This is a genomic window from Rhodococcus sp. NPDC060090 (assembly GCF_042729855.1).
Taxonomy (GTDB): Bacteria; Actinomycetota; Actinomycetes; order Mycobacteriales; family Mycobacteriaceae; genus Rhodococcus.
The window spans coordinates 119519-137461 of sequence record NZ_JBHWXB010000003.1 but is presented as its reverse complement, the minus strand read 5'-3'; the positions used below and the strand labels follow the sequence as shown (position 1 = coordinate 137461).

General features: G+C 67.3%; 18 protein-coding genes. 3 read left to right on the top strand and 15 right to left on the bottom strand.

Translation table 11 applies throughout. The features are described 5' to 3' along the window. Nucleotides 1-226: 226 nt before the first annotated feature. From metK to ACFWCF_RS05195, 15 genes are all read right to left on the bottom strand, one after another. On the bottom strand, nt 227-1441 hold the full coding sequence (gene metK / locus ACFWCF_RS05265) for a methionine adenosyltransferase (RefSeq protein WP_378558079.1): 1215 nt from the start codon (nt 1439-1441) through the stop codon (nt 227-229). A 160-nt stretch (nt 1442-1601) separates the two neighbouring features. Then, nucleotides 1602-2873 carry a bifunctional phosphopantothenoylcysteine decarboxylase/phosphopantothenate--cysteine ligase CoaBC gene (gene coaBC / locus ACFWCF_RS05260; protein ID WP_378558076.1) on the bottom strand — a complete coding sequence of 424 codons (1272 nt, stop codon included), beginning with the start codon at nt 2871-2873 and terminating at the stop codon, nt 1602-1604. After that, the gene (rpoZ, locus tag ACFWCF_RS05255; protein WP_378558073.1) at nt 2870-3172 is read right to left on the bottom strand and encodes a DNA-directed RNA polymerase subunit omega; all 303 of its coding nucleotides are present in this window, start codon (nt 3170-3172) and stop codon (nt 2870-2872) included. Before rpoZ ends, coaBC begins: the two co-directional genes overlap by 4 nt. A gap of 92 nt (nt 3173-3264) precedes the next feature. After that, complete coding sequence (gmk, locus tag ACFWCF_RS05250) at nt 3265-3876, bottom strand: guanylate kinase (protein WP_378558070.1); 612 nt, start codon at nt 3874-3876, stop codon at nt 3265-3267. Nucleotides 3877-3881: 5 nt separating this feature from the next. Continuing rightward, nucleotides 3882-4202 (bottom strand): integration host factor, actinobacterial type, encoded by a 321-nt coding sequence (gene mihF, locus ACFWCF_RS05245; RefSeq protein WP_054807928.1) that lies wholly within the window; start codon nt 4200-4202, stop codon nt 3882-3884. A gap of 386 nt (nt 4203-4588) precedes the next feature. Continuing rightward, nucleotides 4589-5452, bottom strand: a complete 864-nt coding sequence (gene pyrF / locus ACFWCF_RS05240) for an orotidine-5'-phosphate decarboxylase (protein WP_378558066.1) — start codon at nt 5450-5452, stop codon at nt 4589-4591. 31 nt (nt 5453-5483) lie between these two features. Next, nucleotides 5484-8822: a carbamoyl-phosphate synthase large subunit gene (gene carB, locus ACFWCF_RS05235; RefSeq protein ID WP_378558063.1), complete on the bottom strand. Its 3339-nt coding sequence runs from the start codon at nt 8820-8822 to the stop codon at nt 5484-5486. Next, nucleotides 8822-10003, bottom strand: a complete 1182-nt coding sequence (gene carA / locus ACFWCF_RS05230; protein ID WP_378558060.1) for a glutamine-hydrolyzing carbamoyl-phosphate synthase small subunit — start codon at nt 10001-10003, stop codon at nt 8822-8824. Before carA ends, carB begins: the two co-directional genes overlap by 1 nt. Nucleotides 10004-10108: 105 nt before the next feature. Then, nucleotides 10109-10609 (bottom strand): transporter, encoded by a 501-nt coding sequence (locus ACFWCF_RS05225; protein WP_378558057.1) that lies wholly within the window; start codon nt 10607-10609, stop codon nt 10109-10111. Beyond that, the gene (locus ACFWCF_RS05220; RefSeq protein ID WP_378558645.1) at nt 10609-11931 is read right to left on the bottom strand and encodes a dihydroorotase; all 1323 of its coding nucleotides are present in this window, start codon (nt 11929-11931) and stop codon (nt 10609-10611) included. Before ACFWCF_RS05220 ends, ACFWCF_RS05225 begins: the two co-directional genes overlap by 1 nt. A gap of 29 nt (nt 11932-11960) precedes the next feature. Then, nucleotides 11961-12902 (bottom strand): aspartate carbamoyltransferase catalytic subunit, encoded by a 942-nt coding sequence (locus ACFWCF_RS05215; protein WP_378558054.1) that lies wholly within the window; start codon nt 12900-12902, stop codon nt 11961-11963. Then, nucleotides 12899-13513 carry a bifunctional pyr operon transcriptional regulator/uracil phosphoribosyltransferase PyrR gene (gene pyrR, locus ACFWCF_RS05210; protein ID WP_378558051.1) on the bottom strand — a complete coding sequence of 205 codons (615 nt, stop codon included), beginning with the start codon at nt 13511-13513 and terminating at the stop codon, nt 12899-12901. Before pyrR ends, ACFWCF_RS05215 begins: the two co-directional genes overlap by 4 nt. A gap of 220 nt (nt 13514-13733) precedes the next feature. Continuing rightward, entirely contained in the window at nt 13734-14261 is a 528-nt protein-coding gene (gene nusB, locus ACFWCF_RS05205) for a transcription antitermination factor NusB (RefSeq protein ID WP_378558048.1), read from the bottom strand. After that, entirely contained in the window at nt 14262-14825 is a 564-nt protein-coding gene (gene efp / locus ACFWCF_RS05200; protein WP_378491722.1) for an elongation factor P, read from the bottom strand. A gap of 35 nt (nt 14826-14860) precedes the next feature. Then, complete coding sequence (locus tag ACFWCF_RS05195; protein WP_378558045.1) at nt 14861-15961, bottom strand: aminopeptidase P family protein; 1101 nt, start codon at nt 15959-15961, stop codon at nt 14861-14863. Between the two features lie 75 nt (nt 15962-16036). On the opposite strand from ACFWCF_RS05195, the gene ACFWCF_RS05190 reads away from it, so the two are divergent. The 3 genes from ACFWCF_RS05190 to ACFWCF_RS05180 all read left to right on the top strand — a co-directional run bounded on the left by ACFWCF_RS05190 (nt 16037) and on the right by ACFWCF_RS05180 (nt 17941). Next, on the top strand, nt 16037-16603 hold the full coding sequence (locus tag ACFWCF_RS05190; RefSeq protein WP_378558042.1) for a B-4DMT family transporter: 567 nt from the start codon (nt 16037-16039) through the stop codon (nt 16601-16603). A gap of 76 nt (nt 16604-16679) precedes the next feature. Then, nucleotides 16680-17108: a helix-turn-helix domain-containing protein gene (locus tag ACFWCF_RS05185; protein ID WP_378558039.1), complete on the top strand. Its 429-nt coding sequence runs from the start codon at nt 16680-16682 to the stop codon at nt 17106-17108. After that, nucleotides 17105-17941, top strand: a complete 837-nt coding sequence (locus ACFWCF_RS05180; protein ID WP_378558036.1) for an alpha/beta fold hydrolase — start codon at nt 17105-17107, stop codon at nt 17939-17941. The genes ACFWCF_RS05185 and ACFWCF_RS05180 overlap by 4 nt, the downstream gene beginning before the upstream one ends. Nucleotides 17942-17943: the final 2 nt, after the last annotated feature.

Sequence of the window (17943 nt, the reverse complement as noted above, 5' to 3'; positions counted from 1 at the left end):
GTCAGATGTTTATACGAGCCCGGGCCTGGTGGAATCCGCCCCCGCGCCCCCCCGCCACCCCCACCCGGCCGCGGCCGCCCGGGGGGGCGCCCGCGTCGAGGTCGTGCGGGATCAGATAATCGAACTCGCGGTCGAGGTGTGGTAGCGGAAGCAGCGGAAGTACCCGCGCGACCGGGTCGGCCTCGGCGGCGCGGCGCTGCTCGGCCACTACTGCCCCGTCGCCGGGTTACAGACCGGCTGCCGCGCGGAGCTTCTCGGCGCGGTCGGTGCTCTCCCACGGCAGAGAGATGTCGGTGCGGCCGAAGTGGCCGTACGCGGCGGTCTGCGCGTAGATCGGGCGCAGCAGGTCGAGGTCGCGGATGATCGCACCGGGACGCAGGTCGAAGACCTCGCCGATGGCCTGCTGGATCTGCGCGGGGTCGGTCTTCTCGGTACCGAAGGTCTCCACGAACAGGCCTACGGGTGCGGCCTTGCCGATGGCGTAGGCGACCTGTACCTCGATGCGGTCGGCCAATCCGGCGGCGACGGCGTTCTTCGCGACCCATCGCATGGCGTAGGCGGCCGAACGGTCGACCTTCGACGGGTCCTTGCCGGAGAACGCACCGCCACCGTGGCGGGCCATGCCGCCGTAGGTGTCGACGATGATCTTGCGGCCGGTCAGGCCTGCGTCGCCCATGGGGCCGCCCAGGACGAACGACCCCGACGGGTTGACCAGCAACCGGATGTCGGAGGTGTCGAGGTGCGCGAGGTTCGGGTCGGCGAGCACGGCGTCGACGACGTGGGTGCGCAGGTCGGGGGCGAGCAGGTTGTTCAGGTCGATGTCCGCGGCATGCTGCGTGGAGATGACGATGGTGTCGAGACGGACCGGGGTGTCGCCGTCGTATTCGATGGTGACCTGGGTCTTGCCGTCGGGCCGCAGGTACGGCAGCACACCGGTCTTGCGCGCCTCGGTGAGCCGGCGAGCGAGCCGGTGCGATAGGGAGATCGGGAGCGGCATCAGTTCCGGGGTGTCCGAGCAGGCGTAGCCGAACATCAGGCCCTGATCGCCGGCGCCCTGGAGGGCGACCTCATCGTCGGTCAAAGTGCCGGTGCGTGCCTCGTGGGAGACATCGACGCCGCCGGCGATCTCGGGCGACTGTGCGCCGATCGCAATGTTGACGCCGCACGAGTTGCCGTCGAAGCCCTTGGAGGACGAGTCGTATCCGATCTCGAGGACACGGTCGCGCACGATCTTGGGGATGTCCGCGTACGCGGAAGTGGTGACCTCACCGACGACGTGGACCTGTCCGGTGGTGACGAGAGTTTCGACCGCCACACGCGAGCGGGGATCCTCGGTGAGCAGCGCGTCGAGGACGGAGTCGCTGATCGCGTCACAGATCTTGTCCGGGTGTCCTTCTGTCACGGACTCACTGGTGAAAAGCCGACCGCCGGTCTTGCTCACAGAACTCCCTCTCGACTGTTGGATGTAGCGCTGACACGAACCTGGTGGAACACGAACGCTGCCGATCGGAACACATCCGACCACGTGCAGACGCTACTGCGCCCGGAGCGTCGGCGCGAGTGCTGAAAATCACTCGGGCGAAACTGCTCGGCGGGTCTGATCAACCCGACCGCGGCAACAGGGGGCGCAATGCGTCGAGCACCCGACTGGCCATCAGCGCCTTGGAGCCGTGCGCGAGCGCGGTCTCGGAGCCGTCGGCAGCGAGCAGCCACCCGTCGTTGTGGTCGACTTCGAAGGCCTTGCCGTCGCCGACGGCGTTGACCACGAGTAGATCGCACCCTTTACGGGCGAGCTTCGCGCGGGCATAGGTGAGGACATCGCCCTGTTCGTCGCCGGTTTCTGCGGCGAACCCGACGATGACCGTCTCGGCCGACAGCGTGCCGTCGTTGCGAGAGCGCACCAGGCCGGCGAGGATGTCGTCGTTCTTGGTCAGCGCCACCGAGTCCGGCTCCCCCGCACCCTTCTTGATCTTGCTGGTGACGAAGTTCGCCGGGCGGAAATCGGCGACCGCGGCCGACATGATGACGGCGTCGGCACCGACCGCGTGTTTGGCGACCGCCTCGCCCATCTGCTGCGCGGTCTGGACCCGCACCACGTCGACGGCGGCGGGATCGTCGAGGCCGGCGACCGCCCCTGCGACGAGAGTGACGTCGGCGCCGCGCTGCGCGGCGAGGCGTGCGAGCGCGTAACCCTGCTTGCCGGAGCTGCGGTTGCCGAGGAAACGAACCGGGTCGAGAGGTTCGCGGGTTCCGCCTGCGGAGATCACCAGGCGGCGCCCGGCAAGGTCGCGGGGCAGCGCATCAGCACGCTCGAGCAACAGCGAGGCGAGCGCGAAGATCTCCTCCGGTTCGGGCAGGCGTCCGGCTCCGGTGTCCTTGCCGGTCAGTCGTCCCGACGCGGGTTCGACGACGATGTTGCCGCGGCGGCGCAGGGTGTCGACGTTGTCGACCGTGGCGGGGTGTTCCCACATCTCGGTGTGCATCGCGGGCACGAACATCACCGGACACCGCGCGGTGAGCAGTGTCGCGGTGAGCAGATCGTCGGCGCGTCCGGTCGCGGCGCGCGCCATCAGGTCGGCGGTTGCGGGGGCGATGACGACGAGGTCTGCCTCCTGGCCGAGGCGCACGTGCGGTACCTGTGGCACATCGGTGAACACACCCGTGTGCACAGGGTTTCCGGACAGTGCTTCGAAGGTGGCTCGCCCGACGAATTCCAGGGCGGATTCGGTCGGCACCACGCGGACCTGGTGTCCGGACTCGGTGAGCGCGCGGATCAGAGCACAGGACTTGTAGGCGGCGATCCCACCGGCAACCCCGACGACGACGCGACGGCGCCCGGAGTCCGAGGCGCCGTCGACAGCCGGAGCGTTCACTCGCCTTCGGTGTGCTCGAGCAGATCCGAGTGGATCTCACGCATCGAGATCGACAACGGCTTCTCCTGCAGGCCGGGCTCGACCAGCGGACCGACATATTCGAGGATGCCGTCGCCGAGCTGGTTGTAGTAGTCGTTGATCTGCCGGGCACGCTTGGCCGCGTAGATCACCAGCGCGTACTTCGAGGACGCACGCTCGAGCAGCTCATCGATCGGCGGGTTGGTGATACCCAACGGGGTGTCGTAGACCGGGAGGGCGTTGCCCGCGATATCGATCGCGGCTGCCTGAATGCTGCTCACTCGGTGTTCTCCTGAGTATCGGCGGGAATGAAAACTGTGGCGGACACGCACCCGAAACCGCCCTCGACCGACGGGTCGGTCGCGAACCTGGGCTAGGTGGCGTGGGGTCCGACCAATAAGGATACCAACTCTGCGCAAGCGCGGTCGACATCGTCGTTGACGATGACGATGTCGAACTCGTCCTTCGCGGCGAGTTCGGTGCGCGCGGTCTCGAGCCGGCGGGTCACGACATCCTCGGATTCGGTGCCACGACCGGTCAGGCGCTCGACGAGCACCTCCCAACTCGGCGGCGCGAGGAACGCCAGTGTGGCCTCGGGCATCGCGGCGCGGACGGCGCGGGCTCCGGCGAGATCGACCTCGACGAGCACGGGCCTGCCTGTCTCGAGGGCTTCCCTGACAGGTGCCGCCGGGGTCCCGGATCGTTGCAGGCCACCGTGGATGTCCGCCCATTCGAGCAGATCCCCGTTGTCGATCATGCGATCGAAGGTGTCCCGGGTGACGAAGTAGTAATCGTGCCCCTCGACCTCTCCGGGCCGCGGGTCGCGGGTCGTCGCCGACACGCTGAACAGCAGGTCCGGCACCAGGGTGCGCAGGACGCGCACGACAGTCGACTTCCCGACGGCGGAGGGGCCGGCCAGAACGACCAGCCGACCCCTTCGCGTCTCGGGCGCGCTGTCCGACACGGGTTGTGCGTCAGCTACCACTGTGCTCAGGCTTCGAAATCGAACCTGGCAAGCAGCGCCTTGCGCTGGCGATCACCGAGTCCGCGCAGACGGCGGGTCGGAGCGATCTCCAGTTCTGTCATGATCTCCTGCGCCTTGACCTTGCCAACCTTCGGCAGTGCCTCGAGCAGGGCAGACACCTTCATCTTGCCGAGAATCTCATCGCTCTCGGCATCCTTGAGCACCTGCTTGAGGTCGGTGCCGCCGCGCTTCAGGCGCTCCTTGAGCTCCGCCCGGACACGACGGGCAGCAGCCGCCTTCTCCAGAGCAGCGGCGCGCTGCTCGGCAGTCAGCTGGGGAAGGGCCACGGTTCCTCCGTCTCATCGTTGGAAAACAGTCTTCGACCGCTGTAACCAGCGGCGATAGCGACCGTACTCAGACGCGCCGACGATTGCGAACTCGACCCCCGCCGTTCCACTCGAAAATCCGTGCGGTAGTGCATTCCGATCCCGCGGTCGAGAACCCGCAGGTCGACGCGTGGCCGGAACGGCCGTCATCTCCCCTGTCAGTGAAAAATCCCAGGTGAGGGGCACGTCTCGTGGTGCGCGCCGCGTCGCCGGAGCACCCGGGTGTCGGCACCGCACCACGAGCGCGACCCGTTCGAAGCACTGGATGAAAAAAATCTGTGCCCTGCGCGTGTCGCGCAGGGCACAGAGCTGCACAAAGACGTGCACCGTGCATGTTCGGCCGTGGTTCAGGCCTGGAGGAACGCGAATCCGTCGACCGTGCGGGCGACTGCGTCGCGCAACGCTGCGACGGACGGACCGGCCCGCAGCACCTCACGTGAGACGTTCGGCACCACCGACCGGAGCGCATCACCCGCGAGCCGACGCACATCGTCGGCGGTGCCGCCCTGCGCACCCACACCGGGCATCAGGATCGGCCCGTGCAGCGCACTCAGGTCCGGTGCGTCGGTCAAGGTTGCGCCGACCACCACACCCACCGATCCGAGAATGTCGGCGCCGGCGTTTCGTCCGGCGGCCTCGTCGACCATCACCTGCGCGACGGTACGACCGTCGTTCGCCCTGGCCCGTTGCACCTGAGCGCCCTCCGGATTGGAGGTGGCCGCGAGTACGAACACCCCGCGCTGCGTCTGTGCGGCCAGCTCCAGGGCCGGAGCGAGCGCACCGAAGCCCAGGTAGGGCGACACGGTGACGGCATCGGAGCGCAGCTCAGAGGTGTCGGCGAGCCAGGTGCGGGCGTAGGCGTCCATCGTCGAGCCGATGTCGCCGCGTTTGGCGTCGGCGAGCACCAGGATGCCCGAGCTCCGCAAGGCATCGAGGGTGCGTTCGAGAACGGCTATTCCCGCCGACCCGAACGCCTCGAAGAACGCCACCTGCGGCTTGACCAGCGCGACCCCGTCGAACGCCTCGACGCACCGTTCGCTGAAGGCCTCGAGGCCTGCGACGTCGACGGTCAGGCCCCATGCGGTGAGCAGTTGCGGATGTGGGTCGATGCCCACGCACAGCGGCCCGCGCTCGGCAAGGGCCGAAGCGAGCCGCTGTCCGAACGGAGCCGGTACTGCGGCATTTCCGGTCACTGCGGTGTCTTCGGTCACTGCAGTGCCCTCGATCGCCGGGTCTGCTCGGTCACTGCGCGAGGCTGTCGCGCAGTCGTGCCTGCAGACGCTGGATCGAGGAGACCCCGATGTCGCCGCGAAGGGCCGCTTCGATGCCCTGGATCGCGGCGGACGCGCCCTGCACGGTGGTGACACACGGAATATTGGCTGCGACCGCGGCACTGCGGATCTCGTACCCGTCGACGCGCGGACCGGAATTGCCCCACGGGGTGTTGATCACCATGTCGACGTCGCCGGCCCGGATCCGGTCGACGATGTCCAGCGCGCCCTCCGGGCGGTCCTCACCCGACACCTTGTACACCTGCTCGCACGAGATGCCGTTGCGACGCAACACTTCTGCTGTCCCGACGGTGGCCATCACATGGAATCCGAGATCAGCGAGCCGCTTGACCGGGAAGATCATCGACCGCTTGTCCTTGTTCGCTAGCGAGACGAACACCACACCGGAGGTGGGCAGGGGTCCGTACGCGCCGGCCTGACTCTTGGCGAACGCGGTCCCGAAGTCGTCGTCGATGCCCATGACCTCGCCCGTCGACTTCATCTCGGGACTGAGCAGGGTATCCACACCGGTACCGTCGGCGCGGCGGAACCGGTTGAACGGCAACACCGCTTCCTTGACCGCGACCGGAGTGTCGAGCCGGGTGTCGCTGCCGTCGCCGGTCGCGGGCAGGATGCCCGAGACGCGCAGCTCGGCGATGCTCTCGCCGAGCATCACCCGCGCACACGCCTTCGCGAGTTGCACCGCGGTGGCCTTCGACACGAACGGCACCGTGCGGCTCGCGCGCGGGTTCGCTTCGAGGACGTAGAGGATGTCGTCCTTGAGGGCGTACTGGACATTGAGCAGACCCTTGACGCCGATGCCCTTCGCGAGCGCCGCCGTGGAACGGCGGACGTTCTCGATGTCGGCTCGACCGAGTGTGATCGGCGGCAGCGCACACGCCGAGTCGCCGGAGTGGATGCCGGCCTCCTCGATGTGCTCCATGATGCCGCCGATATACACATCGGTGCCGTCGCACAGAGCGTCGACGTCGATCTCGATCGCGTCGTCGAGGAACCGATCCACCAGCACGGGACGGTCATCCGAGATCTCGGTGGCGTTCTCGATGTAGGTGGCGAGGGCCTTCTCGTCGTAGACGATCTCCATGCCGCGGCCACCGAGCACGTAGGACGGGCGTACCAGCACGGGGTACCCGATGTCTGCGGCGATCTCGCGGGCACCGTCGAAGGTGGTGGCGGTGCCGTACTTCGCGGCAGGCAGACCCGCCTCGTCCAGGACACGACCGAATTCGCCGCGGTCCTCCGCGAGGTCGATCGCCTCGGGGCTGGTACCCACGATCGGAACGCCCGCTTCCTTCAGACGGCGCGCGAGCCCCAGCGGCGTCTGACCGCCGAGCTGCACGATCACGCCCGCGACGGTGCCGGATGCGCATTCGGCGCTGTACACCTCGAGGACGTCCTCGAAGGTGAGGGGCTCGAAGTACAGGCGATCCGCGGTGTCGTAGTCGGTGGAAACGGTCTCCGGGTTGCAGTTGACCATCACCGTCTCGTAGCCGGCCTCCGACAGCGTCAGCGCCGCGTGCACACACGAGTAGTCGAACTCGATGCCCTGACCGATCCGGTTCGGACCGGAACCGAGAATGAGCACCTTCGGACGGTCGCGCTGCTCGGCGATTTCCGACTCGGCCGCCGGGTCGAGTTCGTACGTCGAGTAGTGGTACGGGGTCTTCGCGTCGAATTCCGCGGCGCAGGTATCGACGGTCTTGTACACCGGGTGGATGCCCAGCTCGGTGCGCAGTGCCCGTACGGCGTCCTCGGATTCGAACTGTGCCGGCCGCAGCGCAGCGAGCTGCCGGTCGGAGAATCCGTGATGCTTGGCGAAGCGCAACTCCGTGGCGCCGAACTGCTCGGTGGTGCGTACCTGCGCTCCCAGCGCGGTGATCTGCTGGAACTGGTCGAGGAACCACGGATCGATGGCGGTGGCGTCGAACAGTTGCTCCACCGTCGCGCCGAGATCCAGGGCACGCGCGATCTGGTAGAACCGCTGTTCGGTGGGGGTCTTGATCGCCTCGAGCAGTTCGTCGAGGCTGCCATCGACATCGGGGCCGGTCCAGAAGCCTGCGCGCTTGGTCTCGAGGGACCGCAGCACCTTGCCGAACGCCTCGGTGAAGTTCCTGCCGATCGACATCGCCTCACCCACCGACTTCATGGTGGTGGTGAGGGTGCCGTCGGCGCCCGGGAACTTCTCGAACGCGAACCGCGGTGCCTTGACCACGACGTAGTCGAGCGTCGGCTCGAAGCACGCCGGAGTTTCCTTGGTGATGTCGTTGACGATCTCGTCGAGCGTGTAGCCGATCGCGAGTTTGGCGGCCATCTTCGCAATCGGGTACCCGGTGGCCTTCGACGCGAGCGCCGACGAACGTGACACGCGCGGGTTCATCTCGATCACAACCAGGCGCCCGTCGCGCGGGTCCATTGCGAACTGGATGTTGCAGCCGCCGGTGTCGACACCCACCTCGCGCAGGATCGCGATCGACAGGTCACGCATCGCCTGATATTCGCGGTCGGTCAGCGTCATCGCCGGGGCGACGGTGATCGAGTCGCCGGTGTGCACCCCGACCGGGTCGACGTTCTCGATCGAGCACACGATCACGACGTTGTCGGCGCCGTCACGCATCAGCTCGAGTTCGTATTCCTTCCAGCCGAGGATGGATTCCTCGATCAGGACGTTCGCGGTCGGCGACGCGGCGAGGCCTCCGCCTGCGATGCGTACCAGGTCGGTCTCGTTGTAGGCCATACCGGAGCCGAGTCCGCCCATGGTGAACGAGGGGCGCACCACAACGGGGTAGCCGAGCTCGGCGACGGTCGCGCGGGCCTCGTCCATCGTGTAACAGACGGCGGACCGTGCGGACTCGCCACCGCACTTGGCGACGATGTCCTTGAACTTCTGCCGGTCCTCGCCGCGCTGGATGGCGTCGAAGTCGGCGCCGATCAGTTCGACGTCGTACTTGTCGAGGAGGCCCTGTTCCGACAGCGCCACCGCGGTGTTGAGCGCGGTCTGGCCACCGAGGGTAGCGAGCACCGCGTCGATGGGGGTGCCGTTGGCCGCTTCGGCAGCGAAGACCTTCTCGACGAACTCGGCGGTGATCGGCTCGATGTACGTCGCGTCGGCGAATTCTGGATCGGTCATGATCGTGGCCGGGTTCGAGTTGATCAGGGAGACCCGCAGGCCCTCCTCGCGCAACACCCGGCACGCCTGGGTGCCCGAGTAGTCGAACTCGCAGGCCTGCCCGATGACGATCGGGCCGGAGCCGATGACCAGGACGTGGGAGAGATCGGTACGGCGTGGCATCAGTTCTTCTCTCCCTCGAGCATGCTGGTGAAACGATCGAACAGGTCGACGGCGTCGTGTGGTCCTGCCGCCGCTTCGGGGTGGTACTGCACGGAGAACGCCGAGCCGTCGAGCAACCGGACGCCCTCGACGACACCGTCGTTGGCGCAGGTGTGGGTGACCTTCCCGCGGCCGAACGGTGTGTCGAACTCCTGCCCGGCCTCACCTTCGAGCGCGAAGCCGTGGTTCTGGGACGTGATGGCGATCTGACCGGTCTCGTGGTCGATCACCGGGATGTTCAGACCGCGGTGCCCGAACTTCATCTTGTAGGTGGACAGACCGAGTGCCCGGCCGAGGATCTGATTGCCGAAGCAGATACCGAACAGCGGCAGGCCCTGCCCGAGAATTTCCTTGGTCAGGTGCACCACGTCGTCGACGGCGGCGGGGTCCCCTGGCCCGTTCGACAGGAACACGCCGTCGGCCTTCAGCTCGAGGATGTCGTGCAGCGTGGTGGTGGCAGGCAGCACATGCACCCGGATGCCACGGCGAGCGAGCATGCGCGGAGTGTTGCTCTTGATGCCGAGATCGAGAGCCGCCACCTCGAAACGGACTTCACCGTCCGGCTCGACGATGTATCCGGTCTCCGTGGTGACCTCGCGGGCAAGGTTCGCGCCGAGCATCGGCGGTTGCGTCTTGACGCGGTCGACCAGCACGTCGACGTCGATGTCGTCGCCCTTCCAGGCGAGTGCCTCACCGGAGAAGACGCCGGCGCGCATGGAGCCGAGAGTACGCAGGTGACGGACGAGCGCGCGGGTGTCGATGCTTGCGATCCCGACGATGTTCTGACGTTCGAGTTCATCCTGCAGCGACCCGGTGGCGCGCCAGCTGGAGGTGGTGCGTGAGGGGTCGCGCACCACGTATCCGGCGGCCCAGATACGGGACTCGGCGGGATTGCCGCTGGGGCCCACGGATTCGTTGTCTTCGTCGTTCCAGCCGGTGTTGCCGATTTGCGGGGCGGTGGCCACGACGATCTGCCGGTGGTAGCTCGGGTCGGTGAGAGTTTCCTGGTACCCGGTCATGGCTGTGGTGAACACGGCCTCGCCGAGCGTCTGGCCGACCGCACCGAACACGGTCCCGCGGAAGACGCGTCCGTCCTCGAGGACCAGCACCGCGGTACCACCGCCGAATGTTCTTCCGCTCATGCGTTGTCTCCGTTCTGTTCGACCTCACCGGAGCCGGCCGTACGGGCTGAATTCTCGGGTGTCGTGATTGTCGTGATCGTCATCGTCGTTGTGATCGTCACAGTCCTATGATTCTTCTGGTTCTTCGTTCTCTTCGCGGGTCCACGCCGGGTACACCGACTTGTCGTCGCCGCGGAATCCGGTATCGACCTCGGTACCCGAGGGCAACTCCCAGCGGATGACCAGGACACCGTCCTTGGTCATCACCTTCCCTGCGAGTCCGCGTTCGGTACGAATGGCGCGGATCGAGTCCTGCGGAATCCAGATGGGCGACTCACCGGTGCGGTCGAGCAGGATGCCTTCGGTGTGGCGGCTCAGCGCCGACTCGGCACGGTGCCCGAGGTCGCCGACGGCGATACGGTCCTGCCAGCTCGGGGCAAGGGTGCTGCCCACATACAGGCCAGTACTCGGCGCGATGAGTTCGTCTCCGAGGCTGTCGGGCACCGCGGGCAGTTCCCCGACGACTTCCGCCTGGCGCCTGGATCGACCGCGCCAGCCCTTCCACATGAGCAGGACCAGCACCACCCACAATGCGACGAAGGCGGCGGTCAGCAATATCCGGTCCATCAGCGAGCCTGCTCTCCGCCGTGGCGCGGGTACACCGCACCGTCGCGAGCGGTGATCCGCCCACGTAGCACGGTGGCCGTGACCTTGCCCGGCAATCTCATCGCTTCATACGGGGTGTTGTGCGAGATGCTCGCCAGGTCCGGTCCGCTCACGGTCCACTCGGTGTCGGGATCGACGAGCACCACGTTGGCGGGTTCGCCGACCGCGAGCGGCCGGCCCTGATCGTCGAGACCGACGATCTGCGCGGGCCGCTCGCTCATCACCTTCGCCACTCCACGCCAGTCGAGCAGGCCGGGGCGCACCATCGTCTCGATCACGATCGACAAGGCCGTCTCGAGTCCCAGCATGCCCGGGCGGGCCTGGGAGAACTCGCAGCACTTGTCGTGTTCGGCGTGCGGTGCGTGGTCGGTGGCCACACAGTCGATGATTCCCTCGGCCAGACCGCGGCGGAGCGCTTCCACATCGGAACGTTCACGCAGCGGCGGGTTGACCTTGTTCACCGCGTCGTAGGTCTCGAGCCGCGAGTCGTCGAGCAGCAGGTGGTGTGGTGTGACCTCGGCACTGATCGAAATACCCTGGGCGCGAGCCCATTCGACGAGCGCGACCGTGCCGGCAGTGGAAGCATGGCAGATGTGCACGCGCGCCCCGGCGTCGCGGGCGAGCAGTGCGTCGCGTGCGACGATCGATTCCTCGGCCGCACGCGGCCAGCCGGTCAGACCGAGCCGCGCGGCGGTGGGCCCCTCGTGCGCGACCGCCCCCACCGTCAATCGCGGCTCTTCTGCGTGCTGTGCGATGAGCACCCCGAGCGAACTCGAGTACTCCAGCGCACGCCGCATGATCAGGGGATCGTGGACACATTTTCCGTCGTCGGAGAACATCTTGACCTGGCCGACGCCCGAGGCCATGGTCCCCATCTCGGCGAGCTGCCTGCCTTCGAGCCCCACGGTCACGGCACCGACGGGGTGCACGTCGACGAGGCCGCATTCCTGGCCGCGGCGCCACACGTGGTCGGTGATGACCACCGAGTCGGCGACCGGGTCGGTGTTGGCCATTGCGAACACGGCGGTGTAGCCGCCGAGCGCGGCGGCAGCCGAACCCGTCTCGATCGTCTCCGTATCCTCACGGCCGGGTTCGCGCAGGTGGGTATGCAGATCCACGAATCCTGGCAACAGGATCTGCCCGGTTCCATCGACGACGGTCGCGTCGGCGGGCGCATCGACGGAAGAGCCGATCCCGAGGATCTGCTCGGCGCCGAGCAGGACGTCGACCGGATCCCCTTCGCCGTAGAGCCGGACGTTTCGGATGAGCACCTGCGGCGTCACCGGTGTGTCTCCTGTTCCTGAGGGGTGGGTCACGACAGTTCCCCTTCCGTGCCGACGAGCAGCCGGAAGAGCACCGCCATGCGGACGTGCACACCGTTGGTGACCTGCTGGAGTACGGCGGTCTGCGGTGCGTCGGCGACCGAGAATCCGATCTCCATGCCGCGCAGCATCGGGCCGGGGTGCAGCACCACGGCATGCTCGGGCAGCATCGCGGCGCGCGTGGCGTTGAGTCCGTAGCGGATCGAGTATTCGCGCGGGGACGGGAAGAATCCGCCGTTCATGCGTTCGGCCTGTACGCGCAGCAGCATCACCGCGTCGAGCGCGGGCAGTTCGGCGTCGAGCGACTCCGCGACGGTCACCGGCCACGTTTCGACACCGACGGGCAGCAACGTGCGTGGAGCGACGAGCACCACCTCGGCGCCGAGCATGCTCAGCAGCAATGCGTTCGACCGGGCGACACGACTGTGCAGCACGTCGCCGACGATTGCTATGCGGCGGCCCTCGACCGAGCCGAGCCGCTGACGGATCGTCAGGGCATCGAGCAGCGCCTGGGTGGGGTGTTCGTGGGTGCCGTCGCCGGCGTTGATCACCGCGGGGCCGGATCCGGATTCGTCGGTCCATCCCACGATGCGATGCGCGGCACCGGATGCGGGGTGACGGACGATCAGGGCGTCGGCGCCGGCAGCGCGCAGGGTCAGCGCGGTGTCGCGCAGCGATTCGCCTTTCGACACCGACGAACTCGACGCGGACACGTTGATCACGTCCGCGCTCATCCATTTTCCGGCGACCTCGAAGGAGACGCGGGTGCGGGTGGAGTTCTCGAAGAACACCGTCATGACGGTGCGGCCGCGCAGCGTGGGCAGCTTGCGGACCTCACGGCCGAGCAGCGCCTGCTCGAACCGTTCGGCGTCGTCGAGAAGCTCGGTCGCGGAGTCCCGGGTCAGGTCCGCGATGGAGAGCAGATGCTTCACGAGGCCTTGCCTCCCGAAATTTCCACGGCGTCACGGCCGTCCTGTTCGTCGAGCAGAACCCGGACGTCTTCGGTGCGCGCGGTCGGCACGTTCTTACCGACATAGTCGGCGCGCAGCGGCAATTCGCGGTGTCCGCGATCGACGAGTACGGCCAGCTGGACGGCGTCGGGCCGGCCGAGGTCGCGTAACGCGTCGAGAGCGGCGCGCACCGAACGACCGGAGAAGAGCACGTCGTCGACGAGGACGACGAGGGTGTGGTCGACACCGCCTTCGGGCACCGAGGTGCGCTCGAGGGGACGGTGTGGTTTGGTGCGCAGGTCGTCGCGGTAGAGGGTGATGTCGAGTGACCCCACCGCGACGCGCACACCGGAGAAGTCTTCGATGCGGTCGGCGAGGCGGTGCGCCAGGGTGATGCCGCGGGTCGGGATTCCGAGCAGGACGACGCGGGGTGCGTCCTCGGAGGCATCCAGTGCGGTCTTCTCGATGATCTGATGTGCGATTCGCGCAATGGTCCGGCTGACATCAGCAGCAGACAATAGTTCGCGAGCCTGTGCGGCCACGCCGGGTGTCGACTCGGGTGAAGCTGTGGACCTGTCCTCGGACATGGCCATCCAGCGACCTCCTTCTCCGCCTCACTGGACGGGTCGTTAAAGGATGCCTGACGGTCAATGAGCCTATCAGCGGCCCGACAGCACTCGGCCCTGTTCGCAGGTGAAGCTCAACACAGCAGCTGCGGAGATTCGACCGTCGGCATCGACGGAAACGCGTCGAGCGGGCCCTCCAGGAGAACCTGAGCGGACCCGCTCGATGCGGAAACTGAGTCGGGGCCCGTCAGGACCGGTCGGCACCTGCCGAATCTGCCCCGGGGATCTGTCCCTCGGCGGCAGCCGGACGGGCCGAGGTGGCCGCGGCCGCGGCACGCACCTGGTCGGCGAGTGTCACGATCTGGCCGAGCACACCGTTGATGAAGGCCGGCGAATCGTCGGTCGACAGTTGCTTGGCCAACTCGACGGCCTCATCGACGGCAACCACGGGCGGCACATCGGTGGTGTGGAACAACTCCCACACCGACAACCGCAGGATCGCGCGATCCACGGCAGGCAGGCGATCGAGTGTCCATTCGTGCAGATGGTCGGCGATCGTGCGGTCTATCTCGTCGAGATGCTCGGCGACACCGCGGATGATCGTCTGCGCGTACGGCGGCACCGGCGCGACCTGATCGTCGCGGAGGGCAAGTGCGACCCGATCGGCCGCGAGATCGACCGGGTGGGTGTCGCGGGCTTCCGCTTCGAACAGCAGGTCGACGGCGCGTTTACGCGCCTTGTGACGGGCTCCGAGTTTCTTCTGGGTACCGGACACTCAGGAGTTCACTCGCCCCAGGTAGTTGCCGTCGCGGGAATCGACCTTGAGCTTGTCGCCGGTGTTGATGAACAGCGGGACCTGGATCTCGGCGCCGGTTTCGAGAGTTGCGGGCTTGGTGCCGCCGGTGGAGCGGTCGCCCTGCAGGCCGGGATCGGTGTGCTTCACGACCAGCTCGATGGTGACGGGCAGCTCGACGAACAGCGGCAGCTCCTCGTGAGTGGCCACCTGGACCGGCATGTTCTCGAGCAGGAACTTCGCGCCGTCGCCGAGCAGCTCGGGCGTGATCGAGATCTGGTCGTAGGTCTCGCCGTCCATGAAGACGTAGTCGGTGCCGTCGTTGTACAGGTACGTCATGTCGCGACGGTCGACCGTGGCGGTCTCGACCTTGACACCGGCGTTCCACGTCTTGTCGACGGTCTTGCCCGACGTCACGTTCTTGAGCTTCGTACGCACGAAGGCGGGCCCCTTGCCCGGCTTGACGTGCTGGAACTCGATGATCTGCCAGAGCTGGCCTTCGATCTTCAGAACGAGCCCGTTCTTGAAATCACTGGTGTCAGCCACTTACTTCGCGTCTCCTAGAGTCGGGGGGACCGTTCTTATACGACGGTCAATGTCTTGGCGGTGAGCGTCAACAGCTCCGGAGACTGCTCGCGCACCACGAGCGTGTCCTCGATCCGCACGCCTCCGCGCCCCGGGAAGTACACACCCGGCTCGACGGTCACCGCCGCACCGGCGACAAGTGTACCGGTCGCGGCCGCACCGATTCCGGGCGCTTCGTGGATCTCGAGGCCGACTCCGTGCCCGAGGCCGTGTAGGAACAACTCTGCGTGTCCGGCCGCGGCGATCACCGAGCGGGCGGCTGCGTCCACGTCTGCGCATTCGATTCCCGGCGCCAGGGCCTCCCGTCCGGCGCGTTGGGCGCGTAGCACCACGTCGTAGACGTCGCGCTGCCAGTCGGCGGCACGGTCGAGGACGTAGGTGCGGGTCATGTCCGAGTGGTAGCCACCGACCTGTGCTCCGAAATCGAACTTCACGAAGTCCCCGGTGGCGAGCACCGCGCCGGTCGGCCGGTGGTGAGGCACCGCGGAGTTGGCGCCTGCCGCGACGATCGTCTCGAACGAGATGCCGTCGGCGCCGTGCTCGAACATGCGCCATTCGAGGTCGCGTGCGACCTCCTTCTCGGTACGTCCCGGTCGCAGGCCACCCGCGGTGATCAGGTCGGCGAGCGCCCGGTCTGCGGAACCGCACGCCTGTCGGAGCAGGTCGATCTCGTGTTCGTCCTTGACCATGCGCAGCTGTTCGACGAGGCCCGGGGCGGCCGCGAAGGACACGGCGGCGTCGAGGGTGTCCCAGCGGGCGCGGTCGTCGACGGTCACGACGTGACTTTCGAAACCCCATGTCCGGCCCGCTCGCTGCCCCGCGGCGCCGACCAGATGAGCAGCGGACGCTCGCGCGATCTCGACGCGGAGATCGGGGACCTGCTCGGCCACCTGCGACAGGTAGCGGCCGTCGGTGCAGATCAGGGTGTCTGATTCGTCGGCATCGTCGTCGGTCGACACGAGCAGGGCGGCATTCGATCCGGTGAATCCGGTGAGGTACCGGATGTTGAGCAGATCCGTCACCAGCAGGGCGTCGAGGGCGCGGTCGGCCAGGAGTGCGCGCAGTGCCGCGCGGCGGGAAGCATGATCGGCGGGCATGTCGTTCAACGTACCGCGCAGAGGAAATGTGGGGCCGGACACATTCCCGCCCCGGCAGCCGTTACCCTCGGGTACATGAAACCCTGGTTGCTTCGCGGGCTCGGGCTCGCCGTGGTCCACGTCGTGGTCCGTGTCCTGCTCGGTGCCGCACTGATCCAGTGGCCGCTGCAGGGGTCGATCCTGCGGTGGGCAGGGCTGGCCGTGGTCATTCTCGCGGTGGTGGCGTGGGCCGGCCTCGACGGGATCCGCGACCGTCGCGCCCATCCGGACGCAGAGGACGGCGACGATCTGACGATGCGGTGGCTCGCCGCCGGTGCGGTCACCGGCCTCGTCGGCGGGTTCGTGACGTGGCTGGTCGACACCGTCACCGCAATCCCGGTGGGCGTGAAGTCGTTGCTCTTCGAACTGACCTCCGGCGCCGCGTTCACAGTGTTGTTGGTGTTCCTTCCCGCGATGGTCGCGGTCGCTGTCGGCCGGTTCCTCGTCCGCCACGACAAGCCCGGCGACGACGACTGGTCCGACCACTCGAACCGTCCGGAGCGCGAACCCGCGATGGCCGCGACGGAAGCCTGGCGCAACGACGAGGCGCCGACCGAGGTGTTTCCCGCCGTCGATCCGGAGACTCGCAACCGCGACCGCTGACACCGGCTCCATATTCCTCAAACAACCCTATTGCTCCCTATTGACAGCTTCAGATAGGGAACAATAGGGTTGTTTCATGTCGGAAGTCTTGTATTCAGTGGATCAGGTCGCAGAGCGCCTGGGACTACACGTGCGCACCGTCCGCAACTACGTGCGCGACGGAAAGCTCCCAGCAGTGCGCATCGGCAAGCAATACCGGATCGCCCGAGAAGACCTCGAAGCGTTCACCGGTCGCCCGGTGCCACCACCTCTCCGCGACAACACCTCCACTGAGCGGCACAGCGAGGTGTCGAGCATCGTCGAGATCGACGCTGTCGACCCCCACACCGCCTATCGCCTCAGCACCCTGCTCACCGCCTCGGTGGCCCGCCGCGACGACGCCACCACCTTGCGTCTCGATACGGTTTACGACGAACAACGCGGTCGCATGAAGGTCGTCATCCTCGGCAGCCTCGCCGACACCGCACGCCTTCTGGAATCCGTCGAGGCGGTGCTCGACTCATGAGCACCATCTACCGATCCGAGGCAAGCGGTCTTCGAATGATTCGGCGCTACCGCGAACAACTCGACGCGTGGCCGGTGCCCGCCGAGCACCTACGGGTCGACACTCGTGAGGGCGAGACCTTCGCCCTCGCGTGCGGTCCTGCCGCTGCGCCTCCCGTGGTGTTGTTGCACGGATCCGGTGCGAACTCCTCGACGTGGCGGGGCGACATCGCGTCCTGGTCGCGGCACTTCCGGGTGTTCGCGGTGGACATGGTGGGCGAACCGGGCCTGAGTGCCCAGTCCCGCCCACGCCTCGACACCGATGCGGTTGCACGGTGGCTCGACGACGTCCTCGACGCGCTCGGCCTGACCGGTACCGCCCTGGTAGGGATGTCGCTCGGCGGTTGGAGCGCGCTCGACTACACCCTCCGCAGACCGGATCGGGTCGACCGCCTGGCGCTGTTGTGCCCGGGAGGGATCGGACGGCAGACCACGGGGCGTGTCGCCGCAGTCGCGGCGCTGAGCCTGTTCGGGCAATCGGGTCGACGCCGATCCGCGGCGCGGATGACCGGGCTCGCCCCCGACGATCCTGTCGTCGACGAGATCACCGCTACCTTCGGGATCTTCCGGCCCCGCACCGAACGACTCCCCGTGTTCGACGACGCTGCACTGGCCGGCATCGGCGTACCGGTGCTGGCGATCGTCGGCGACCGCGACCTGATGTTCGACTCCGCAGGCACGGCGTCGCGACTCGAACGCGCCCTGCCCACCGCTCGCGTGCACGTCCTACCCGGTGTGGGGCACGCGATTCTCGGCCAGACCGACACCGTGCTCGAATTCCTGCGCGAGCCGTAGCA

Bases quoted from the DNA above. Each gene is read 5' to 3' on its own strand.
- carB (WP_378558063.1), bottom strand. From the start codon at position 8,822: ATGCCACGCCGTACCGATCTCTCCCACGTCCTGGTCATCGGCTCCGGC.
- carA (WP_378558060.1), bottom strand. From the start codon at position 10,003: ATGAGCGGAAGAACATTCGGCGGTGGTACCGCGGTGCTGGTCCTCGAG.
- ACFWCF_RS05225 (WP_378558057.1), bottom strand. From the start codon at position 10,609: ATGGACCGGATATTGCTGACCGCCGCCTTCGTCGCATTGTGGGTGGTG.
- pyrR (WP_378558051.1), bottom strand. From the start codon at position 13,513: ATGGCCATGTCCGAGGACAGGTCCACAGCTTCACCCGAGTCGACACCC.
- ACFWCF_RS05195 (WP_378558045.1), bottom strand. From the start codon at position 15,961: ATGCCCGCCGATCATGCTTCCCGCCGCGCGGCACTGCGCGCACTCCTG.
- ACFWCF_RS05190 (WP_378558042.1), top strand. From the start codon at position 16,037: ATGAAACCCTGGTTGCTTCGCGGGCTCGGGCTCGCCGTGGTCCACGTC.
- ACFWCF_RS05185 (WP_378558039.1), top strand. From the start codon at position 16,680: ATGTCGGAAGTCTTGTATTCAGTGGATCAGGTCGCAGAGCGCCTGGGA.
- ACFWCF_RS05180 (WP_378558036.1), top strand. From the start codon at position 17,105: ATGAGCACCATCTACCGATCCGAGGCAAGCGGTCTTCGAATGATTCGG.